At 54.0% G+C, this 18,451-nt stretch carries 10 protein-coding genes; 5 read left to right on the top strand and 5 right to left on the bottom strand.

The window, feature by feature from the left end; translation table 11 throughout:
* Positions 1 to 108: 108 nt before the first annotated feature.
* Genes ACM6IP_RS25580 through ACM6IP_RS25560 form a run of 5 tightly spaced genes read right to left on the bottom strand, consistent with a single transcriptional unit; the run spans position 109 to position 9,920 of the window.
* Positions 109 to 3,030 carry a hypothetical protein gene (locus ACM6IP_RS25580; protein ID WP_414862569.1) on the bottom strand — a complete coding sequence of 974 codons (2,922 nt, stop codon included), beginning with the start codon at positions 3,028 to 3,030 and terminating at the stop codon, positions 109 to 111.
* Positions 3,031 to 3,047: 17 nt separating this feature from the next.
* Positions 3,048 to 5,423 (bottom strand): hypothetical protein, encoded by a 2,376-nt coding sequence (locus tag ACM6IP_RS25575; RefSeq protein WP_414862568.1) that lies wholly within the window; start codon positions 5,421 to 5,423, stop codon positions 3,048 to 3,050.
* Positions 5,424 to 5,474: 51 nt separating this feature from the next.
* On the bottom strand, positions 5,475 to 5,642 hold the full coding sequence (locus tag ACM6IP_RS25570; protein ID WP_414862567.1) for a hypothetical protein: 168 nt from the start codon (positions 5,640 to 5,642) through the stop codon (positions 5,475 to 5,477).
* A 16-nt stretch (positions 5,643 to 5,658) separates the two neighbouring features.
* The gene (locus ACM6IP_RS25565) at positions 5,659 to 8,061 is read right to left on the bottom strand and encodes a hypothetical protein (protein WP_414862566.1); all 2,403 of its coding nucleotides are present in this window, start codon (positions 8,059 to 8,061) and stop codon (positions 5,659 to 5,661) included.
* A gap of 50 nt (positions 8,062 to 8,111) precedes the next feature.
* The gene (locus ACM6IP_RS25560; protein ID WP_414862565.1) at positions 8,112 to 9,920 is read right to left on the bottom strand and encodes a hypothetical protein; all 1,809 of its coding nucleotides are present in this window, start codon (positions 9,918 to 9,920) and stop codon (positions 8,112 to 8,114) included.
* A gap of 334 nt (positions 9,921 to 10,254) precedes the next feature.
* Between ACM6IP_RS25560 and ACM6IP_RS25555 the strand changes: the two genes are divergently transcribed.
* The 5 genes from ACM6IP_RS25555 (at position 10,255) to ACM6IP_RS25535 (ending at position 18,451) form a co-directional block, all read left to right on the top strand.
* The gene (locus ACM6IP_RS25555; protein ID WP_414862564.1) at positions 10,255 to 10,800 is read left to right on the top strand and encodes a hypothetical protein; all 546 of its coding nucleotides are present in this window, start codon (positions 10,255 to 10,257) and stop codon (positions 10,798 to 10,800) included.
* Positions 10,801 to 10,995: 195 nt separating this feature from the next.
* Positions 10,996 to 11,541 (top strand): hypothetical protein, encoded by a 546-nt coding sequence (locus ACM6IP_RS25550; protein ID WP_414862563.1) that lies wholly within the window; start codon positions 10,996 to 10,998, stop codon positions 11,539 to 11,541.
* Positions 11,542 to 11,803: 262 nt separating this feature from the next.
* Positions 11,804 to 12,343, top strand: a complete 540-nt coding sequence (locus ACM6IP_RS25545) for a hypothetical protein (protein WP_414862562.1) — start codon at positions 11,804 to 11,806, stop codon at positions 12,341 to 12,343.
* Between the two features lie 54 nt (positions 12,344 to 12,397).
* Positions 12,398 to 17,530 (top strand): RHS repeat-associated core domain-containing protein, encoded by a 5,133-nt coding sequence (locus ACM6IP_RS25540; protein ID WP_414862561.1) that lies wholly within the window; start codon positions 12,398 to 12,400, stop codon positions 17,528 to 17,530.
* 372 nt (positions 17,531 to 17,902) lie between these two features.
* A complete protein-coding gene (locus ACM6IP_RS25535) occupies positions 17,903 to 18,451 on the top strand; it encodes a fimbrial protein (RefSeq protein WP_159995552.1) in 549 nt (182 codons plus the stop codon).

Raw genomic sequence — 18,451 nt, 5'->3', positions numbered from 1 at the left:
CCTGGACGTGGTCATTTCTTACACCTATCTATAGTTGAGCACGGTAATAGCAGGCACTAAAAAACTGCACGACATTCATCTCAGTGCCTGCCATTTCAATGAGCGATGTTATTGAGGCGAAAACACCAGCCTATTGCGGCTGTCCGCAAGGTGAGATGCATCGAATCTAACTTGCAGTCGATGGCGATTACCGTCAACATCCAACAGCACGAAGATAACCCCAGGATCCAGGAGCTTCCGATAAAGCCGATGTACATCCCCCCCTGCCATACCGTCATACCAAAACTTCATATCATCGGTACGATGCAAACTGACGATCAACTCACCCGGAGAAGGTTTGGCACCTCCTTCAAAGGAGGACTTCAGCACCTTGCCGACCTCCTTGAAAAGATTTCTTAAATAGAGATCGAAAGACAAACCTTCCGGAGCGAGAGAGTCACTATTCAGGTAGTTCGCGGGGTTGAACGAATAACCGGTATAGCTGAAATATGTTTCATCCAGAAGTTCACTTTCCCACTGCATCGACGAGACATTTTTCTCAATCAGCAGCGTGGCAAACTCTACGGGGTAAGTGCTCAGCCGCCGATAACTCAGACGCCAATAATCAGTGGATTGCCGATAGTAACTGAACACATCCCGATTCGGGTTGTTCGGGTCGTCTGGCTCATCATGACCATACTCATCCTGGTAAACACGCTCACGCTCAAGCCGGTAATCCGCTGCCGTCGGCGCAGTAGGTCGAACCCCATGTACCGTGACTTCGAAGTTTTCGATAGGCTTGTCATTCGAACTCCAGGTCGAACCATTGCTGCGAAATCGAGCGAAAAAAGTCCGGCTGCTGTCAAAGGCCATATGCACATAGAGTTCGCGATAGCGTGTTCCGTTGTTCATCGCTTCGGGCAATGGCAACACAGGCGTATGTGCTGCCGAGGGGGAATAGAACCTGAATCGGTTCCTTTTTTTGTTCGCCGCCCACTGAATAATGCTCCCGTGTTCGATGCCTTCCTGAGCAACAGGAATGAATGGAACCTCTGCCCCCGTCAGCTTGTCAACCAACCTCAACGTCGCCAGGTCCGCATCACTGACCGGAACATAAAAGTCACGCCCATCGATCCTGATCGGGTTTGTCTGGACCGTGACAACCAAGGGGATTTGTTGACGCCCGTTAGCGTAGCACCTGTCCACTTCACCATTTACGGCGATGGTAAACTTACCAAGCTCTACCCAACGCAACTCATCTTCCTCTCGTTCAGAGAGCTGGATGATGCTGTAACCACGGCGCCGGACAGGCCCGACGCCATCGTAAACAATGTCACACTTGACCACGCTGATCCGCGAAGTCAACGTCTCCGGGGGAGTGAACAACCCCTCAGCGCTCACCGTTCCCCCACCGATAACGCTCCACTGACAATCCTCAGGCACATAATCCTCAGCCCGCAGTTGAACCGAATCCGACAGGCTGGCTGTAGTGAAAAACGGTGGGTCAACGTTGAGAATGTGCCCCGTACCCAGCAAGACAATCGTCGCTTCAATCACCTCATTATTGCTTTTATCCCGGACGTTGATTCTGAGCACTTGAAGGGGTTCAGTCTGTGTCGCCGGTGGGGTGTAAACCGCGTGGTTATTGTCAATGACGGCCAGAGTGCCTTGAGACGGCGACAGAGTGGGCCAGATCAGCTCCGCCCCGGTCACGGTGGTCACCCTCAGTGAAATCTTTTCAACATTGGGGCCCACCCCGCTCGCACAGACCCTCGGGGAGATGCTCATGCTTTCGAAAATCCCAAGCACCATCGCCGAGCTCGTATGCTGACGCCCCTCCAGGGTATAGGACGCCGTCACAATCACTGGCTGGCGCTCCTTACCCATCTTTGATTGGCTCAGGGCTGTGTACACACCTCCGGTTGGCGTAATACTGCCCACCGAAAGCGGACTGATGGGGTTACTGACACTCCAGTTGGCCCTGACCGTTGTACCGTTGCTCTTGCGCGCGGTGAATGGTTGAGTCCTGCCGCCCCTGATACTGACGAACGCTGGCTCGATCGCGACATGATCTTCTGCTGGCTTGATGTTGCCCAACACCAGCATGTCCGAGGGAACATGCCGCCCTCCCGTAGTCTCGATAAAAATATTTTCACCCGGAAACAGCAGGTTCTTGAGCACATCCAGTTGTGTCTCATCGACCAGCTCAACCCACTGTTTGTTCACCACCAGTGACGCTGAGTAGAGTGCCTGGCCCGCAGCCTTGTCGTCCGGAATCAGATAGGGAAAATTACTGCCCTCAGTCGGCAGACCCTGCCCATTCTCATCACGGGCTTTCACCCGGATGAACACCAGTACAGCGCCATCACCCTGATTGCTCGCCCCCGGCTCGCCAGAGCCAGGCGCTTTTTGCGTCCGGATGTAGAAACCTGTTGGACTCAGGGGGTTGTAACCACTGAAGTCAAACAGACCCAGTTCGAATAGCCGTCGGTCATCTGGCAGTGCGGCCAGGTAGGTTTGAATGAATTCCGCGACCTTCTTCTGGACCCCAGGCAGGCTACCCAGATTGCATTTCAGATTGGGGTCGCTGGCCAGGTCAAGCGTCACCCTGCCGCGCTTATCGACTTCGCCTTCAACCGAAGTCAGATCAATCTGCATCTCGACCTTGAAGCCCATGTCTTCGGCAATGCTGAAGCTGGACAATAAATGGGGCACCCCGGTCACCGGATAACTCATGGCGGTGTAGGTTCCGCCCACCAGGTTCATGGTCAAGGTGACCCTGGACATATCCAGCGATGCCGAAGCAAACGACAGCACCGGCTTGCCCAGTAACAGCGAATCCAGCGCCACGGATTCGGTTTGATCCGGGGTCACGTACAACAGACCGCTCATTGGTGGTATGAAGCGAGACTCGTTCAACCAGGAAAGGTACTGCTCTTCGAGCAGCCGATTGAGTTGGGTGCGGCCGAATGCCGCCACCGCCCCCCAGCCAAGGACCACTGACCCTCCTCTCATACGTTGCAACAAACTTTCCAGAGAATGACCTGACATGATGGAACTCCCAACTGTTAGTGAGCGAAGACCGGCTCGTCATCCGCGCTTAACATCTGCATAGCCTCTGACACACTCACCAGCGGTATTGGCAAGAGGATAAAACCGTCATCCGAGGGTCGACCGGGTCTGAGCGGGGGAATGTGGGCGATGACAATGGCAAACTTGTGCAACCCCATGGGGTCGATGGTGTACACCCCCGTCGCCGGGTCAACCCGACCTGAACCGTCCAGCAACGACCATCTAATGCCTTCATCGGGGTCAACGGGCGTGTTGCCAAAGTAGGCCTTGAGTTGGACCTGGTTCGGCGGCAGGCCAGCGCTGGTATCGATCAATACGTTCAAGCTCGCCTGCTCGTGCAGCACCAGGACCGTGGAGGTTTCCGTCTTCTGGTCACGTGGATTGGTCACGATGATGTGATCGAGGCTGAACACCTGGTCCACCACCCTGGGCCCGGGATAGTAAGTGTGATCGCCGCCCTCTTTGGTGCTTGGCACCACCACGGCACCCGAACTCGGGTCGGCGATATTCCATTGCAGTACCTCATATCCCCTGCTACCGCCCGAGACCTCGCGACCGCCCGGATCACCCGCGCCGACAACCTGAACCAGCGGATTGATAGCCAGGTCGTAGCGCAGTACGGTGACCAATGCGGAACTGGTTTGGCCACCGGCCGTTGCAATCACCCTGACTCGTATGTAGTCGCCCTCGAAATCACCGGCTCTGGGTGCCGTGTAGACGCCTGATGTTTCGTTGATACTGCCGAGCTTGCCGTTACTGCCGGGAACACTCTCCACCTTCCAAACCACATTAGTAGTGAGTTTAGGCAGGGTCTCGAAGTAGAAGGTGTCACTGCGGCCGAGAACAGGTTCCAGGTTGTTGAGGGTGAAACCCGTCAGCGTTGGACCGACATGGCCAAATATTGCGAAATCATAGACAAAATGCGCACTGGTTGGTTGCACTGAGTTTTTGCCACGAAACAATAAACTGTTGAGCATTAGCACATTGATGTCGCTTACAGGAAGGGCAAAATCCTTCACCATATCTTTTAAAAAGTCATCCACCCAGCGCCTGTACTCAAGCTCCATTAAGTTTCTATGGTGAGCCGGCATCGGAATTTGCCGTAATTCGACAGTAGATTCTCCTACTCCTTGCGGATTCATTGAAAATTCAATTTCGAATGACTTAGGGTTGACTCCTACGGTATACATACCTGAAGCTTGCCAAGTGGTGGGTACCGAATAAGCTTTACCTGAGATTATTAAGGGTTGTGATTGGTTTTCTGAGGACCAGATAAAATATATAAATCTGTCCCCACCAACTGGCTGAACATATGTGCGAGAGGTTAAAGAACTGGAGCCCCGCCCCGGAATGTCCGCACTAATTTCAGGGCAAACATAGGAGACTCCTTCAATCGTTTTACTATACTCTTTACTCACGACCCGACGCCCAGAGGCAACATGAATCCCGCGAACAACTGTACTGCCAGGCCCGTCCATCTCAACAAAATACTCTAACAGCGCACTGTTGGATATTTTTCCCAGCCCAGCAACAATTACACTTTTGTGAAAAAATCTATGCCCTAACAGCAGGGTCGCCGAGTGCCCATCCGGTAGCAAATACCTTAGATCACTATTCCTCGCAGGTAGTTCCCCATTAAGCTCCCCTTCCATCGCAACAAATAATACAACCGCCCCTTCTTCATTGTCTTCGTTTGGACCAAGCGTCGCTCCGGCGCCTCTTTTATTATGGGTACGAACCAAGAAGCGCACTGGCTTAAGCAAATGATCTTTATCAATTACTAATTCATTCAAGACGTACGTTTTTTGTGAGGCTGGCAACTGATTGAATCGCGCTTTGAAACGCTCGCCGGTGAGCTTGCCCAAGTGCTCGGTTTCAGCGTAAGTCATTCGGTAGTTCTGACCATCCGCCAAATTCAGCGAGACGCCCCCCTGCTTATCGACTGTTCCAGGGGTGGCCTTTAGGTCGATATCAGTATGAAGTGTCGGTCCATCCATCGGCCCCCACAGAGCAACTTTTGTAACAGTCCAAGCCGGTGCACCCGTGGGCTTTTCGAACGTCAGATGCGTTCCCCCTAAGACTTTCATACGCAACCTCACCCAAGAATTCTCCAAGTTTGAATTAATGAATGATAGGCGCGGAGAATCCATTACATAATTGGCCAGGTACTCTCTATGGGTCGAAGTCTGATTATCCTCGAGCAGTTCGGTAATCGGCATCATATAGTTATTGGTACTGAACCGACTGATGTATTCCTGCAAAAGCACCGTATTGGTCTTCTCCCTATCGTAGGCCAGGATGGCGCTCCAACCGCGCGTCTGGGGTTCAGCTCGCAGCCATTCCACCATATCTTTTACTGAGTTATTACTCATGACAAATATCCTTCTTGATCAGTTAACGAATCACTTACCTCAACTATCAATTCAAGCGGCAAGCTTGAGATTGCCATCTTTAAACGGCCAGTACGTCTCACCGCCATCGAAACTAACGCTGGTCTCAAGGGTGAAGTTCTCATTGAGTCTTAGTGTCTGCAAAAAACTTCGAGACAAGAGCGCCTTGATCGGATCGCTGTTAAATAAGGAACTCGACATGATGTTGCTCCAAGAATTACTCGGCGCTGAGCGCCATTTGATCCGTGGTTAACATGCCAATCGCATCCGGCACGGCGTACAGCGGGATGGGCAAGATGATAAAACCGTCATCCGATGGCCGCCCTCTTACCCCCGGAATGTGGGCGGTGACTACAGCAAACTTGTGCGCACCGAAAGGGTCGACCGTGAACACACCGGTCTTGGGGTCCACACGACCTGAACCTGCGAACACGGCCCAACTCAGGTCTTCCTCCTCGGGATCAATCACATAATCGCCAATGGCCGCCTGAAGCCTGACCTGATTCGCCGGCCCGCCCGATCCTGGCAGGATGGTGATTGTCATGTTCGGCTGTTGGTGCAACACCAGCGCAACGGATTGTTCAGTTTTCTGGTTGCGCGGATTGGTCACGATGATCTGATCCAGGCTGAACACCAGATTCCTGTCATCAGACCTGGGCCCGGGATAATAGGTGTGATCGCCCCCCTCCTTGATGCTCGGCTTTACCTCCGCCCCCGTGCTCGGATCCCCGACAGACCAATCCAGCACATTGCTGTTCAATGCTCCGGCCGACACCTCGCGACCGGCAGCATCCCCAGCACCAACGACCTGCACCAGCGGGTTGATCGCCATGTCATAGCGCAGCACGGTGACCAGCGCGGAGCTGCTGTTGCCACCGGCCGTTGCAATCACCCTGACTCGCATGTAGTCGCCCTCGAAATCACCGGCTCCGGGTGCCGTGTAGACGCCTTTAGGGTTGATACTGCCGAGCTTGCCGTTACTGCCGGGAACACTCTCCACCTTCCAATCCACATTAGTAGTGAGTTTAGGCAGGGTCTCGAAGTAGAAGGTGTCATTGCGGCCGAGAACAGGTTCCAGGTTGTTCAGGGTGAAGGCGGTCAGGGTGGGGCCGACTTGGCCGAAAATGGCGAGATCATGGAGAAAATTGACGTGTTGTGGTTGAACTCGATTTTTTCCACGGAACAACAAGCTATTGAGCATCAACACATTGATGTTGCCTGTGACTGTCGTATAATCTTTGACGGCATCAGCGAAGTAATTTTCAAGCCACGAAGCATATGCAGACGTTACTCGTGACAAATGCGCAGGCGGTATCAGTGACTGATTCGAAAGATCAAAATCCAACTCTAACGTTTGCGCTCCCTCGGGATACGTGAACACCAGATCCATTGTTGCAGGATCAACCGCCAAATCTAACGCCGTCTGAAAGTGAAAGCCTGTATAAGCATGTATACTATACACACCATCACCGGACTCAGACACTTCAATAAATTGAAGCTGTCTCTTTTTCATCCATTGAACGACTAAACGCCTGCGAACACCATGAGTTGGATCTACAACCTGAAAACCTTTAAACCAACTTGTACCACCTGGAGGATCGAGAGAAAAATTGAAGCCCGTGCTTATATAGTTGCGATTATCAATTTTCAATCTTTTAGTGCTATGAACAGTTCGCGCCCCGGTAGTTGCGTAAGCAGCACGAATTGACTTCCCCCCGACCTCCATCTCATACTCATACTGAAAAGAATCCTGATTCAACAACCTCCTCATTCCGGAAACAATTACCTTATCGTAGAAATAACGATGCCCCAGCAACAGAGTGGCCGAAAGCCCATCCGGTAGTAAATACTTCAAGTCACTGTTGATCGCAGGCCGCTCACCATCACTTTGCCCTTCCATTGTCACAAACAACAGCACAGCGCCTTCTTCTTCGTTTTCATTGGCGGCCAGCGTGGCTCCGCTGCCCTTTTTATTATGGGTCCTGACTAAAAAGCGCACGGGTTTTAATAACTGATCCTGATCAATCGTGATTTCATTCAATACAAAGTTTTTTTGCGACTCTGGCAACTTACTGAAGTATGCACACAAGCGCTCACCGGTAACCGTCGCCAAGTGCTCGGTTTCCGCGTAAGTCATCCGATAGTTCCTCCCCTCCGCAATATTCAGCGAGACCGTACCCTGCCTACCGACGTCCCCCTGAGTGGCCTTGAGATCAATATCATATTCCAGGGTTGGCCCATCTATCGGCCCCCACAATGCCACTTTAGTCACTCTCCAGGCCGGCGCACCCATTGGCCGTTCAAAGACCATGTGCGTGCCTCCCATGACTTTCTGGCGTGAGCGCGCCTTGGAGTCTTCCAGGTTTGAATCAATAAACGACAGGCGCGGAGCATCCATCACGTAATCGACCAGGTACTCTCGATGCGTCGGCGTCTCATTATCCGCGAGCAATTCGGTAATGGGCTTTAGATAGTCACCCGTGCTGAACCGATTGATATATTCCTGCAACAGCACCGTGTTGGTCTTCGTCCGGTCAAAGGCCAAAATAGCGTTCCAGCCACGGGTACGCGGCTCGACAGCCAACCATTTATACATGTCATCCAGCGAGTTATTGCTCATGGTAGATATCCGTCCAATTGGTTTGATAGGCACCCATGCCCAGTATCGATTCACGTAGTAAGCTTGAGATTGCCATCCTTAAACGGCCAGTAAGTCTCACCGCCATCGAAACTAACACTGGCCTCAAGGGTGAAGTTCTCATTGAGTCTTAGTGTCTGCAAAAAACTTTTAGGCAAGTTCGCCTTGATCGGATCGCTGATAAATTCGGCCGGCGTAACAGGTAGCGCATTACGCACTATTATCGAAGTCGAGCCACCGCCTGCAGCTTTCGTCCCCCTGGCGACGATTTTCAGCAACTGCCCTACAGCCTTGAATGGCCACCGGCCCACCGTCAGTTCCGCTCCCGCTGCCGGCACGTTGACCAATCGCAGTGTTTCAGTACCCTTAGCCTGGCTGCATTGCGTGTCTGGGTATCTCTCTTTCGGTAACGGCTTGATCAACAGGTTGAACTTGATGGAGTCCTCGCCCTTTTCCTGCCCCGGTTGCGTCACGCGATAGAACACTGTAAAACGCGCGCTTTCGCTGTCCGACATGTTCGCGGCAATCGCCGTGTGAGGAATGAAATAACGCCTGCCCGTCCCGCCCACGGGGCTCGGCGCGATGTGCTGCCCACTGTTGGGATGACCAAACCAATGCATCTCAACCTTGCCGGAGCCCGTCTCGGCCTCTGACGGAACATTGACGTAGGCACCATAGATATCGGCCAGCAGGTCACCGCGCAACGCTCCGCTGGCGGTGGCGTTCTCGACACTGGGCGCTGGCAAATTCAACGGCTTGCTGATGTCCAATGACAATGACTCGCTTGACTCCGCGGTACCGGCCCGTGCGTACTGATAACTGAGCGCCACCCGAGCGCCGTTATTGGCCAGCAGCCATTGGGATTCAACATGAAGCTCGATCAGGCCACGGTCGAGGATCGAACGATCGATTCTCAACGACTTGATGACACTTCTGTCTGCCCGACTGCCTGTCCAATAAACGATCAACCAGTCGCCTTGCTGTATACCTGCATACGAAGGGTCGATGCGCAGAGTGAGGCCATCGGGGTAATACCCCGGATTTATCGGGCCACCGGAATAGTCGTTGATCTCGATAGCCGGCAACCGAACGGAGTCGGGCTTTTCGATCCGCAGGGTCTGGCGCTCGGACTCACCAGGATCACCCACGCCATTGGCATACCGAATGCTGTAGCTGACGTCGGCGTGCCCGCCCTCGATGATGATCACTTCGATTTGAGGCACCATGAATTTTAATGGCTGCCCCAGGTGTTCGGCTGTGAGTATTATCGTTTCACTGTGTGGAAACTCAGGTGTACCCGCGTAGTACCCCTGCCAGGTGAAGGTGACCCGGTCACCGACGCTCATGGCCCCATAGGGCGGCACGACCGCAGTGGCACCGGCATTGCCAATGGCATCGGGATCAAGCGCAAGCCCATGTGATTCCTTGATCTGCGCCACGGGCAACGTTTCAAGGCGCGCAGGTCGTTTACCGACATAGCAGAATTTGCGCCGCGACTCTGGCCCTCGAATGTTCGGGTCATTGATATTGGCGACTGAGTAGGAAAGGAATGCCCAGCCTTGATTCAACATCGCGAGCACATAGCTGGGGATGTCCACCGGCATCCCGCGCTCGACGGTATACCCCCCCCCCTCCGTCACATCCACTCTCGCGTTAATGTGGTCAGCCGTTTCGCCCAGGGCGCCACATCCTAGCCAGTTGGGCCAAATCACATGCCGACCGACTGCAATACCGGGGTACTTTACGTACGTGCGCAGGGCGTTGTCTCCCAACTCATCCAGATCGATCCAGTCGCCATCCTTAAGGTCGGGGATCGTCGGAAAAGGGTTTAAATCTGCCATTTTTTTAACCCCGTCTGATAGTTGATAATCCGTCTGCTCTGATCTGAGCTAAAAACGAATTTAGTGATGGAGTACTTTTACGCCAGGACCACGCCCCCGACCACTAGCAGAACTGCTAGGTTGCCAAATGCATAATCACTGATAGGGTTAATGGGTTTTCTGCTTGGGCCGGCATTGCACTGGCGATCTATGCAACATGAGAAATCTTCCAAACCTATGCCCAACACCCACTTCTGTCCACTAGCAGATCTGCTAGTTTTGCACTCGACATTCAACTGATAACATTTAATCCGGGACTCTTTCTCTGCCACATCCTTACATGAGGTAAAGATCAATGGACTACTTCAAAGTAGCTGCCTATGGACTGCTGATCTGTAGCCAACTTACCTATGTTGGATTTACATTAGCCGAAACACCCACCGCCAGCGATCGTAGAGGTACGATCGGGATCATGGACAAAGACAAGCATCAGTGTTTCATTCCCGTTCCCGCAGCGGGAAAGTTCGTACTATATGACTTTACCGCCTCAAACTCGCCTTGCGCAAACGACACTGCCCGGGATATCGAATTCAATGAAATCCCTTCCGCAACGACAATAGTGCTTGCAGACAGCCCCTCCTGCAACATCAGGGACCCGCGGGAAAACTTCTGGTTCACGCTCAAAACAATTAAAAAATCAACAACTACAGCCTACATAGAGCTTGAGTACTTCAAAAGTTACGTCAGCGGCGCTATCGTCCGGCCTGGATTACTACTCACAGACCGCTGGCTTAAACCGGGACACGAGATAGTGCGAGATAGACTTTCATGCGTTAGGATCAGCACATCCGCGGCACCACCCTCATCGGTGACAGAAACCTCCGCAGCGCCACTGCATTGAAATTCTAGTTCATGGGCTTTCTGCTTGAGCCGGTATTGCACTTGTGATCTATGCGCCATGAGAAATTCTCCAACCCTATGCCCAATACCCACGCCTGTCCACTAACAGTTCTGCTAGTTTTGCGCTCGACATTCAACTGATAACATTTAATTCGGGACTCTTCCTCTGCCGCGACTTTACATGAGGTAAAGATCAATGGACTACTTCAAAGTAGCTGCCTATGGACTGGCGATCTGTAGCCAACTTACCTATGCTGGATTTACATTAGCCGAAACACCCACCGCCAGCGATCGTAGAGGTACGATCGGGATCATGGACAAAGACAAGCATCAGTGTTTCATTCCCGTTCCCGAAGCGGGACAGACCGTAGTTTATCCCTTGTCCATAACCTCGCCTTGCGAAAGCAACACTGCCCGGGATATCGAATTTAATGAAATCCCTTCCGCAACGACAATACTGCTTACAGACAGTCCGTTCTGTAACACCAACGACCTGGAGGAAAACTTCTGGTTCAGGTTCAAAACAATTAAAAAATCAACAACCACAGACTACATAGAGCTTGAGTACTTCAAAAGCTATGTCCCCGGATCCATCGTCCGGCCGGGATTAGTACTCACAGACCGCTGGCTTAAACCGGGACACGAGATAGTGAGAGATAGACTTTCATGCATTGCCATCAGCACATCCGCAGCCCCACCCTCATCGGTGACAGAAACCTCCGCAGTACCTGCACAGCCTTGATGCCCTGAACCCTGTTCGAATCTCGAGCTCAAGAGTAACTGGCTCTGCGACACTGCCACTGCATTGAAGTTCTGGTTCATGGGCTTTCTGCTTGGGCCGGTATTACACTTGCGATCTATGCACCATGAGAAATCCTCCAACCCTATGCCCAATACCCACACCTGTCCACTAACAGATCTGCTAGTTTTGCACTCGACATTCAACTGATAACATTTAATTCGGGACTCTTTCTCTGGCGCGACCTTACATGAGGTAAAGATCAATGGACCACTTCAAAGCAACTGCCTATGGACTGCTGATCTGTAGCCAACTTACCTATGCGGGATTTACATTAGCTGAAACGCCCCCCCCCAGCGATCGCAGGGGTACGATTGTGATCATGGACAAAGACAAATTTCAGTGCGCTCTTCCCGTTCCAGAAGCGGGAAACACCATAGCTTATAACTTCATGGACTCAAAATCGCCCTGCAAAAACGACACTGCCCGGGATATCGAATTCAATGAAATCCCTTCCGCAACTGTAATAACGCTTACCGACAGCCCTACCTGCGTCAACAACGGCGAAAGTTTTATTTTCCAATTTAAAACAACTAAAAAATCAACAACTACAGACTACATAGAACTTGAATACTTCAAAAGCTATGTCCGCGGAGCCATCGTCCGACCGGGATTACAACTCATCCTCAGATTTGTTAACAGCGAAGGAATAATACGAGATAGGCTTTCTTGCGTACGAATCACGACATCCGCAGCACCGCCCTCATCGGTGACAGAAACCTCCGCAGTACCTGCACAACCTTGATGCCCTGAACCCTGCTCGAATCTCGGGCACTGTTTATTCCGGAGACCAAACAACATGACCACGTCCAGTTCTGTGCATTCACAAGCGTTCAGTTTCATGAGTTTCCTGCAAAACGGTGTTGACCCGCGCACCGGACAATACACGGTGTCCGTCAGTCTTCCCGAGCTCAAGAGTAACTGGCTCTGCGGCCCTGCCGCGGCATTGAGCCTGAGCTTCAATCCGATCAATATCCTGGATTCCGGTTTTGGTCTTGGCTGGAACCTCAACCTGAGTCAGTTCACCCCCCACAACAGCATCCTGGCCCTGAGCACCGGCGAGACCTTCAAGGTCACCGGCAGCGGCACCGAACCGGCCATCAAGGAAAAGAAACTCGACAGTTTCCATTTCTATAACAACCAGGACGGCACCTACCGCGTGGTGCACAAGTCCGGGTTGATCGAGGACCTCACCGTCGGCGGCAGCAGCGATGATCGGGTGGCATTGCCCACCCGGATCTACGCGCCCTCCGGCCACAGCATCAGTTTGACGTACGCGGACTTTCGGGGCGGCCAGCGCTTGCAGTCGGTCAGTGATGCCCAAGGCGAATTGCTGCGGATCAATCGCGAAGATTATTCCGTCGAGATACTGATAAAACCCGACAACGATGGCAGCGGCAAACCGCTGGCACGTTATCAAATGACATTGAATGGCAGCGGCTGGGTCACCGCCATCGTATTGCCCACCGCCGACGCTGCTGCCTGGCGTTTTGATTATGGCTCTGGGCCGATCCGCGGGATTCTCTGCCTGCACAAAGTCAACACACCTCTGGGAGGCCTCGACACCATTGAGTACGGGGACGGGGGGCACCCCTATCCAGGTAGCGTTAGCCGGCCCAACCTGCCGCGCGTGACCTGCCATCGCACCTACCCAGACTTCGAACAGCCAATGATGGAGGTCAACTACACGTATTCGGCGAAAAACTTCCTGGGGGCGGGGGAGACGGTCAGTTGGGAAGAAGGAATGGACCCTCTCTACAACGTTCCCCATACTTATGAATACGGCAGTACCGCCACCCTGACTGCTGGCGGCAAAGACGTGCGTTGGGTCGATCGCACCTACAACCGGTTTCATTTATTGATCGAAGAAAAAACCACCCAGGACCATTGTGTCAAACGGGAGGCGACCACCTATTACGCCCAAGACATTCCCTTCGAGCGTCAGGTACCCCAATTTCAGATGCCCAAAGCGACCACGACCAGTTGGGAGATGGACAACGACTCGACCCGATACCGTGCAGAAGTCGCGTCCAGCGCATTTGACGAAAACGGTAACCTGATTGAGGAAGTCGACCCCAGCGGCGTCAAGACTGTTCATACGTACTACCCCAAAGAGGCCAGCGACGGCTGCCCGGCCGACCCGGAAGGTTTTATCCGCAACCGCAAGGACAGCACAATTTTCCCCTCGCCCATGCCAAACGACGGCAAAACCGCACCAACGCTACGCACCCGCTTTTGCTACACAGCGCTGGATCCACTGGATGGAAGTGGACTCAATCAGTGGCTGACGAACGACAGCGAGTCGTTGGTAGAGGTGCAAGGCAGCAACGAAACCACCTTGAAGCACACGCTGCGCACATGCTACGACGAGCCCCAAAAACCCTTCCTGCATGGACGTCCATTCAGTCAGAGCGAAACCCTGAACGAGAAGAGCAGCACCACTACCTATAAGTACGATGTATTCAACAGCACCCTGGCCAATGAGAACGTGCTGGAAATCGTCGAAACCTTAACCGGCTTCGATCACGTAGAAAACAGCAACGATATGCGCAAAGTCCTACGCCAGCAGCAGTCACTGCTCTTTGGTTTGCCCGTATTGAAGGCGGATACGAATGGCATATACACACTAACGGTTTACGACGCGTTGAATCGGGTCATCACGCAAACCGTCGCGCCGGATTCTCCCCAGTTCGCGGCCTCGCGCCACTACCGATACTACCTGACCTCGCTTGACGGACAACAAGCCAGCCAGGAGGTCGACGATGTCAAGGGCGTGACTACCCGTACACGCTTCGACGGCGTCGGTCGGTCCGTCTACGAAGGCCGCAAGAATACCGCCAACAGCCTGCAACCGGATGAGTTCCGCCAGACCTATGCCGCCGAGTACGATGAGCTGGGCAATCTGATACGACAAACCACCCAGGACTGGCTCGTAGATCAACCACTGGCGCTGGACAACTACTTTGAATACAGCTCATGGGGCGATCAGTCCCGGGTGACGGGTCCGGACGGCACCGCGACTGTCAGCGATCTGTCGCCGTTCGGAAACGCCGGACCGATAGAACGCACCTGGCGCGAAAGTGCGGAAGACCCGCCGCAGGTCAGTCAATTGAGCCAAAGTGAATTCAACCGCTTTGGCAAACCGGACCAGGTCCAGCGGTTCGACGCTGAGCGCTTGAACGAGAGGCTTCTGGCGAGTCGCGGCCAGGACGATCAGTGCAGTGTGACGCCACACTTGAATGCGCTGCTTGCAAGCCAGGAACTACCGACGGCCGGTTCGGTCGAGTATCTCTATGACGGCTATGGGAATTGCATCCAGCAAAAGGAACACATGGATGGCCTGGAACGTACGACCGCCTACGAATACGATGCCTGGGAGCGGATTTACCGCACAACACTGGCCGACAAGACAATCGTCAGCCGAACCTTTGCCGAGCATTTCACCGGCGAATTGCCGACCAGCCTGAAAATCCAACCCGCCAATCAACAGCTCCCTGCGGTAACAACTGGCGAACAGGCGTTTGACGGGCTGTTGCGACAAACCGAACTGAAGGTCGGCCCACGCCTGGAGCGTTACGAATACAAGCCCGGGCAGATGCAGGTCTGTCGGCGAATCACGCCGGCCAGCAAGCACATCGACTATGAATACAACTTGAACCTGACAGAGCAACCCACCAGCATCAAGACACCCGACGGCGAGGCGTGCTACAGCTATGATCAAAAAACCGCGGCCCTTTCCACCGCGGCAAATGACCAGGGTAAGTATCAGTACGCCTACACCGGTACCGGCGACCTGTTCAAAGAAACCTGGACAGACAATGACAACGCATCAAAGGACGTCTTGCATACCAGCTCTTTACAAGGACGGCCATTAAGCAGCAGCCACACCGACGGTCTGGATACCCGCTATGACTATGATGACCATGGGCGCCCCAAAAGTGCCACCCAGGGCTCACTGCACGCCGAGTTCGAGTACAACGCGCTCGGTCAAGGTCACCGTATCACCACGAGCAATCTGCAGAGTAACGCTTCGCTGGTAACCGAGCTCAAACACGACACCCTCGGCCGGGAGATCGAGCGGACCCTGAGCCTGAGTGGTCAGCCAACGCGCACCATCACCCAGACCTGGCAAGACGACGACCAGCTCAAAAGCCGACACCTGCACATTGACGGACGCAGCCTGCTCAAGGAGGAGTTCATGTATGACCTGCGCAAACGGCTCATACGACACACCTGCTCCGGCGAAATCCGGCCCAAGGACGCCCATGGCAATACAATCACCCGCCAGACCTTCACATTCGATGCGCTGGATAATATCCAGCAGTGCATTACAACATTCGCCAACGGACACAAAGATACGGCGAAATTCACCTATGCCGACGACGATTCCTGCCAGTTGAAGGAGGTGACCCATACCTACATGGAGGGCGGCTACAAGGAGCATCAGACATTCAAATACGACGCCGACGGCCATATGCTCAATGACGAACAGGGCAGACAACTGAGCTACGACAGTCAGGGACGCCTGCTCACCGTCAAGGAAGCAGACAGCGAACAGCTTGTCAGCCGTTACCGTTACGACGGGCATAACCATCTGATCAGCGTGCGCGAGGGTCAGCAGGAAGAAACCCTGCGTTACTACGAGGGTTACACCCTGAGTCATACCCTTCAAGGCAGCACCCACACCCAGTACTTCTTCCATGGCGACCTGCCACTGGGTGAACAACAACTCCACACCCACGAGCGCACAATACTGTTACTGACCGATGCCAGCCCCAGTGTCATTGGCGAAAGCCTGCAAGGCAAGCTGCACACGGTCGTCTACAGTGCCTATGGCGAACGCAGCTCTGCCGATGAATTGACAACCTTGCTGGCGTTCAACGGCGAGGTCCGGGAAGCAACCAGCGGCTGGTACCTGCTGGGCCGTGGCTACCGAGCGTACAACCCTGGCCTGATGCGTTTCCATAGTCCCGATTCACTCAGTCCGTTCGGCAGTGGCGGGCTCAACCCGTACACCTATTGCCTGGGCAACCCCATCACCTTCCGTGACCCCAGCGGGCACCGAACGGACAACTCTCGTCGTCCGGGTGGCCCCGGGTATGTGGACCCGATCGAAGAACCTAAACAAAAATGGTGGCAGAAGTGGCTCCCTGTTGCGGGCATGGTCGTCGCTGCGCTGGTCGCGGTTGCGTTTACCCCGTTTACCGGCGGCCTGTCCCTGGGGCTGGTTGCCGGAGTAGCCGGGATAGTCCTCAGCGCCGGCGCATTGGCCGTTGCGATCTATGCCACTGTCGAGGAGAACGACGACATGATGAGTATCGCCATGTGGGCGGGCCTCGGGGGCAGCGCCGTAACCATCGGAGCGGGGCTGGTTACGAGAGTGGTGGCGCATGTGGCGATGGTAGCAGCGGCCAAGGCGGCGGCCAAGGCGGTGGCCGCTACGATTGCCAATGCCGGGGGGAGGGGATCTGCGGTCGGAGCTTTGATCGCCTCGTCGGCAAGTATCGGGGGGGCGGGTGTAGGTATTGCTGTCACCGCGGGCTCGATAAAGTCGACTCGATCTGCTGGTGCCGGCTCTGGATCGGTGGGGTCGTTTCGATCGGTTGGTGCCGGCTCTGGAACGGTGGGGTCGCAATCTGGCGGCGGGGGACCTAGTGGATCTGATGGAGGCTCCCTACAAGATTGGGACGTTTTACCATCCTCGTCCGGTAATCAAAACAATCCAATCAGGCGCACAAGCACGACGGCGTCCAGAAGTGGCAATGAGAGTTCTGGGGGAACTGTCGCTCCCGAGCCAAGCAAACCGGAACGCAAACACTGGATCATAAAGTTTTTTGGTTGGCATAAAGGAGTGCAAGGGGAAACGGCAACCAACATTGCTCATCCGCAACTAAATCCGTGGGGGAAAAATCCGCTCTCTCCGTGGGGTTGATCGTAAACAGTTGCTCAGACGCATTGAAATTCGCACCTGAGCAGACAATCTGAAACCCGGCAGTTACCAGGCCATTGATGAAAATGCTCCGTATCGCAAGATGCGGGGCATTTTTCATTTTGGCCTGTATCCAAGGGCGCCACGCAGTCATCCCCCTCTCGGGGAGAACGGCCGATTGGACCATTCGCAATCACTTACACAAGCAGCCCCAGACTGAGAGTTCTCTCATATCCACCCTCCTCCGCGCTTTCTAGAATCGCCCCCCATCGAGACACCCGGTGTTCCTCACACCTCACTTCTCAAACAGCGATGCCACGGCATTGTCTCGACCCTTCAACGCCGGGCGCCATTTGACCTAAAAGGATTTACACATTGAAAAAGTCTCTACTCGCACTTTCGTTAGGCCTGACTGCCGGTTTGATCGGCACTTCGGTATTCGCCAACACCGGTACCATCAAGTTCGAGGGCAAGATCACCAGCAGTACCTGCCCGATTCAAATCGTCAACCCGGAAGATGGCCAGGTCGGCGACCTGGTGAAAATGGGCAGTGTCGATTCCAGTCGCTTTACCGCCGCGGGCCAGGAGCATGGCGGTAAACGTTTTGCGCTTCGCGTCAGCGGCGATCCAGGCTGCAACATCACAGCTGGCAGCGTGGCCAATACCACCTTTAACGGTACCGCCGACCCAACCGGCTCCTATTTTGCGGTAACGCCGGGACTGGACGGCGCGAAAAACGTGGTCATTTCCCTCAGGGACAAACTCGGTGCCTCGATCGCACCAGGGGCCGCCTCGGCCGACTATGACCTGAACGTCGGCACAACGACCGACCTGGAGTTCAACGCCTACTACCGGTCGACCGCCGCCGCTGTCACTGCTGGCGCGGCTTCGGCCGATGTCCAGTTCATTGTCGCCATCAACTGA

Source organism: Pseudomonas sp. IT-P176 (genome assembly GCF_949767245.1).
Lineage (GTDB): Bacteria > Pseudomonadota > Gammaproteobacteria > Pseudomonadales > Pseudomonadaceae > Aquipseudomonas.
The sequence above is the reverse complement of the archived record's forward strand: the minus strand, read 5'-3'. Positions and strand labels throughout refer to the sequence as shown.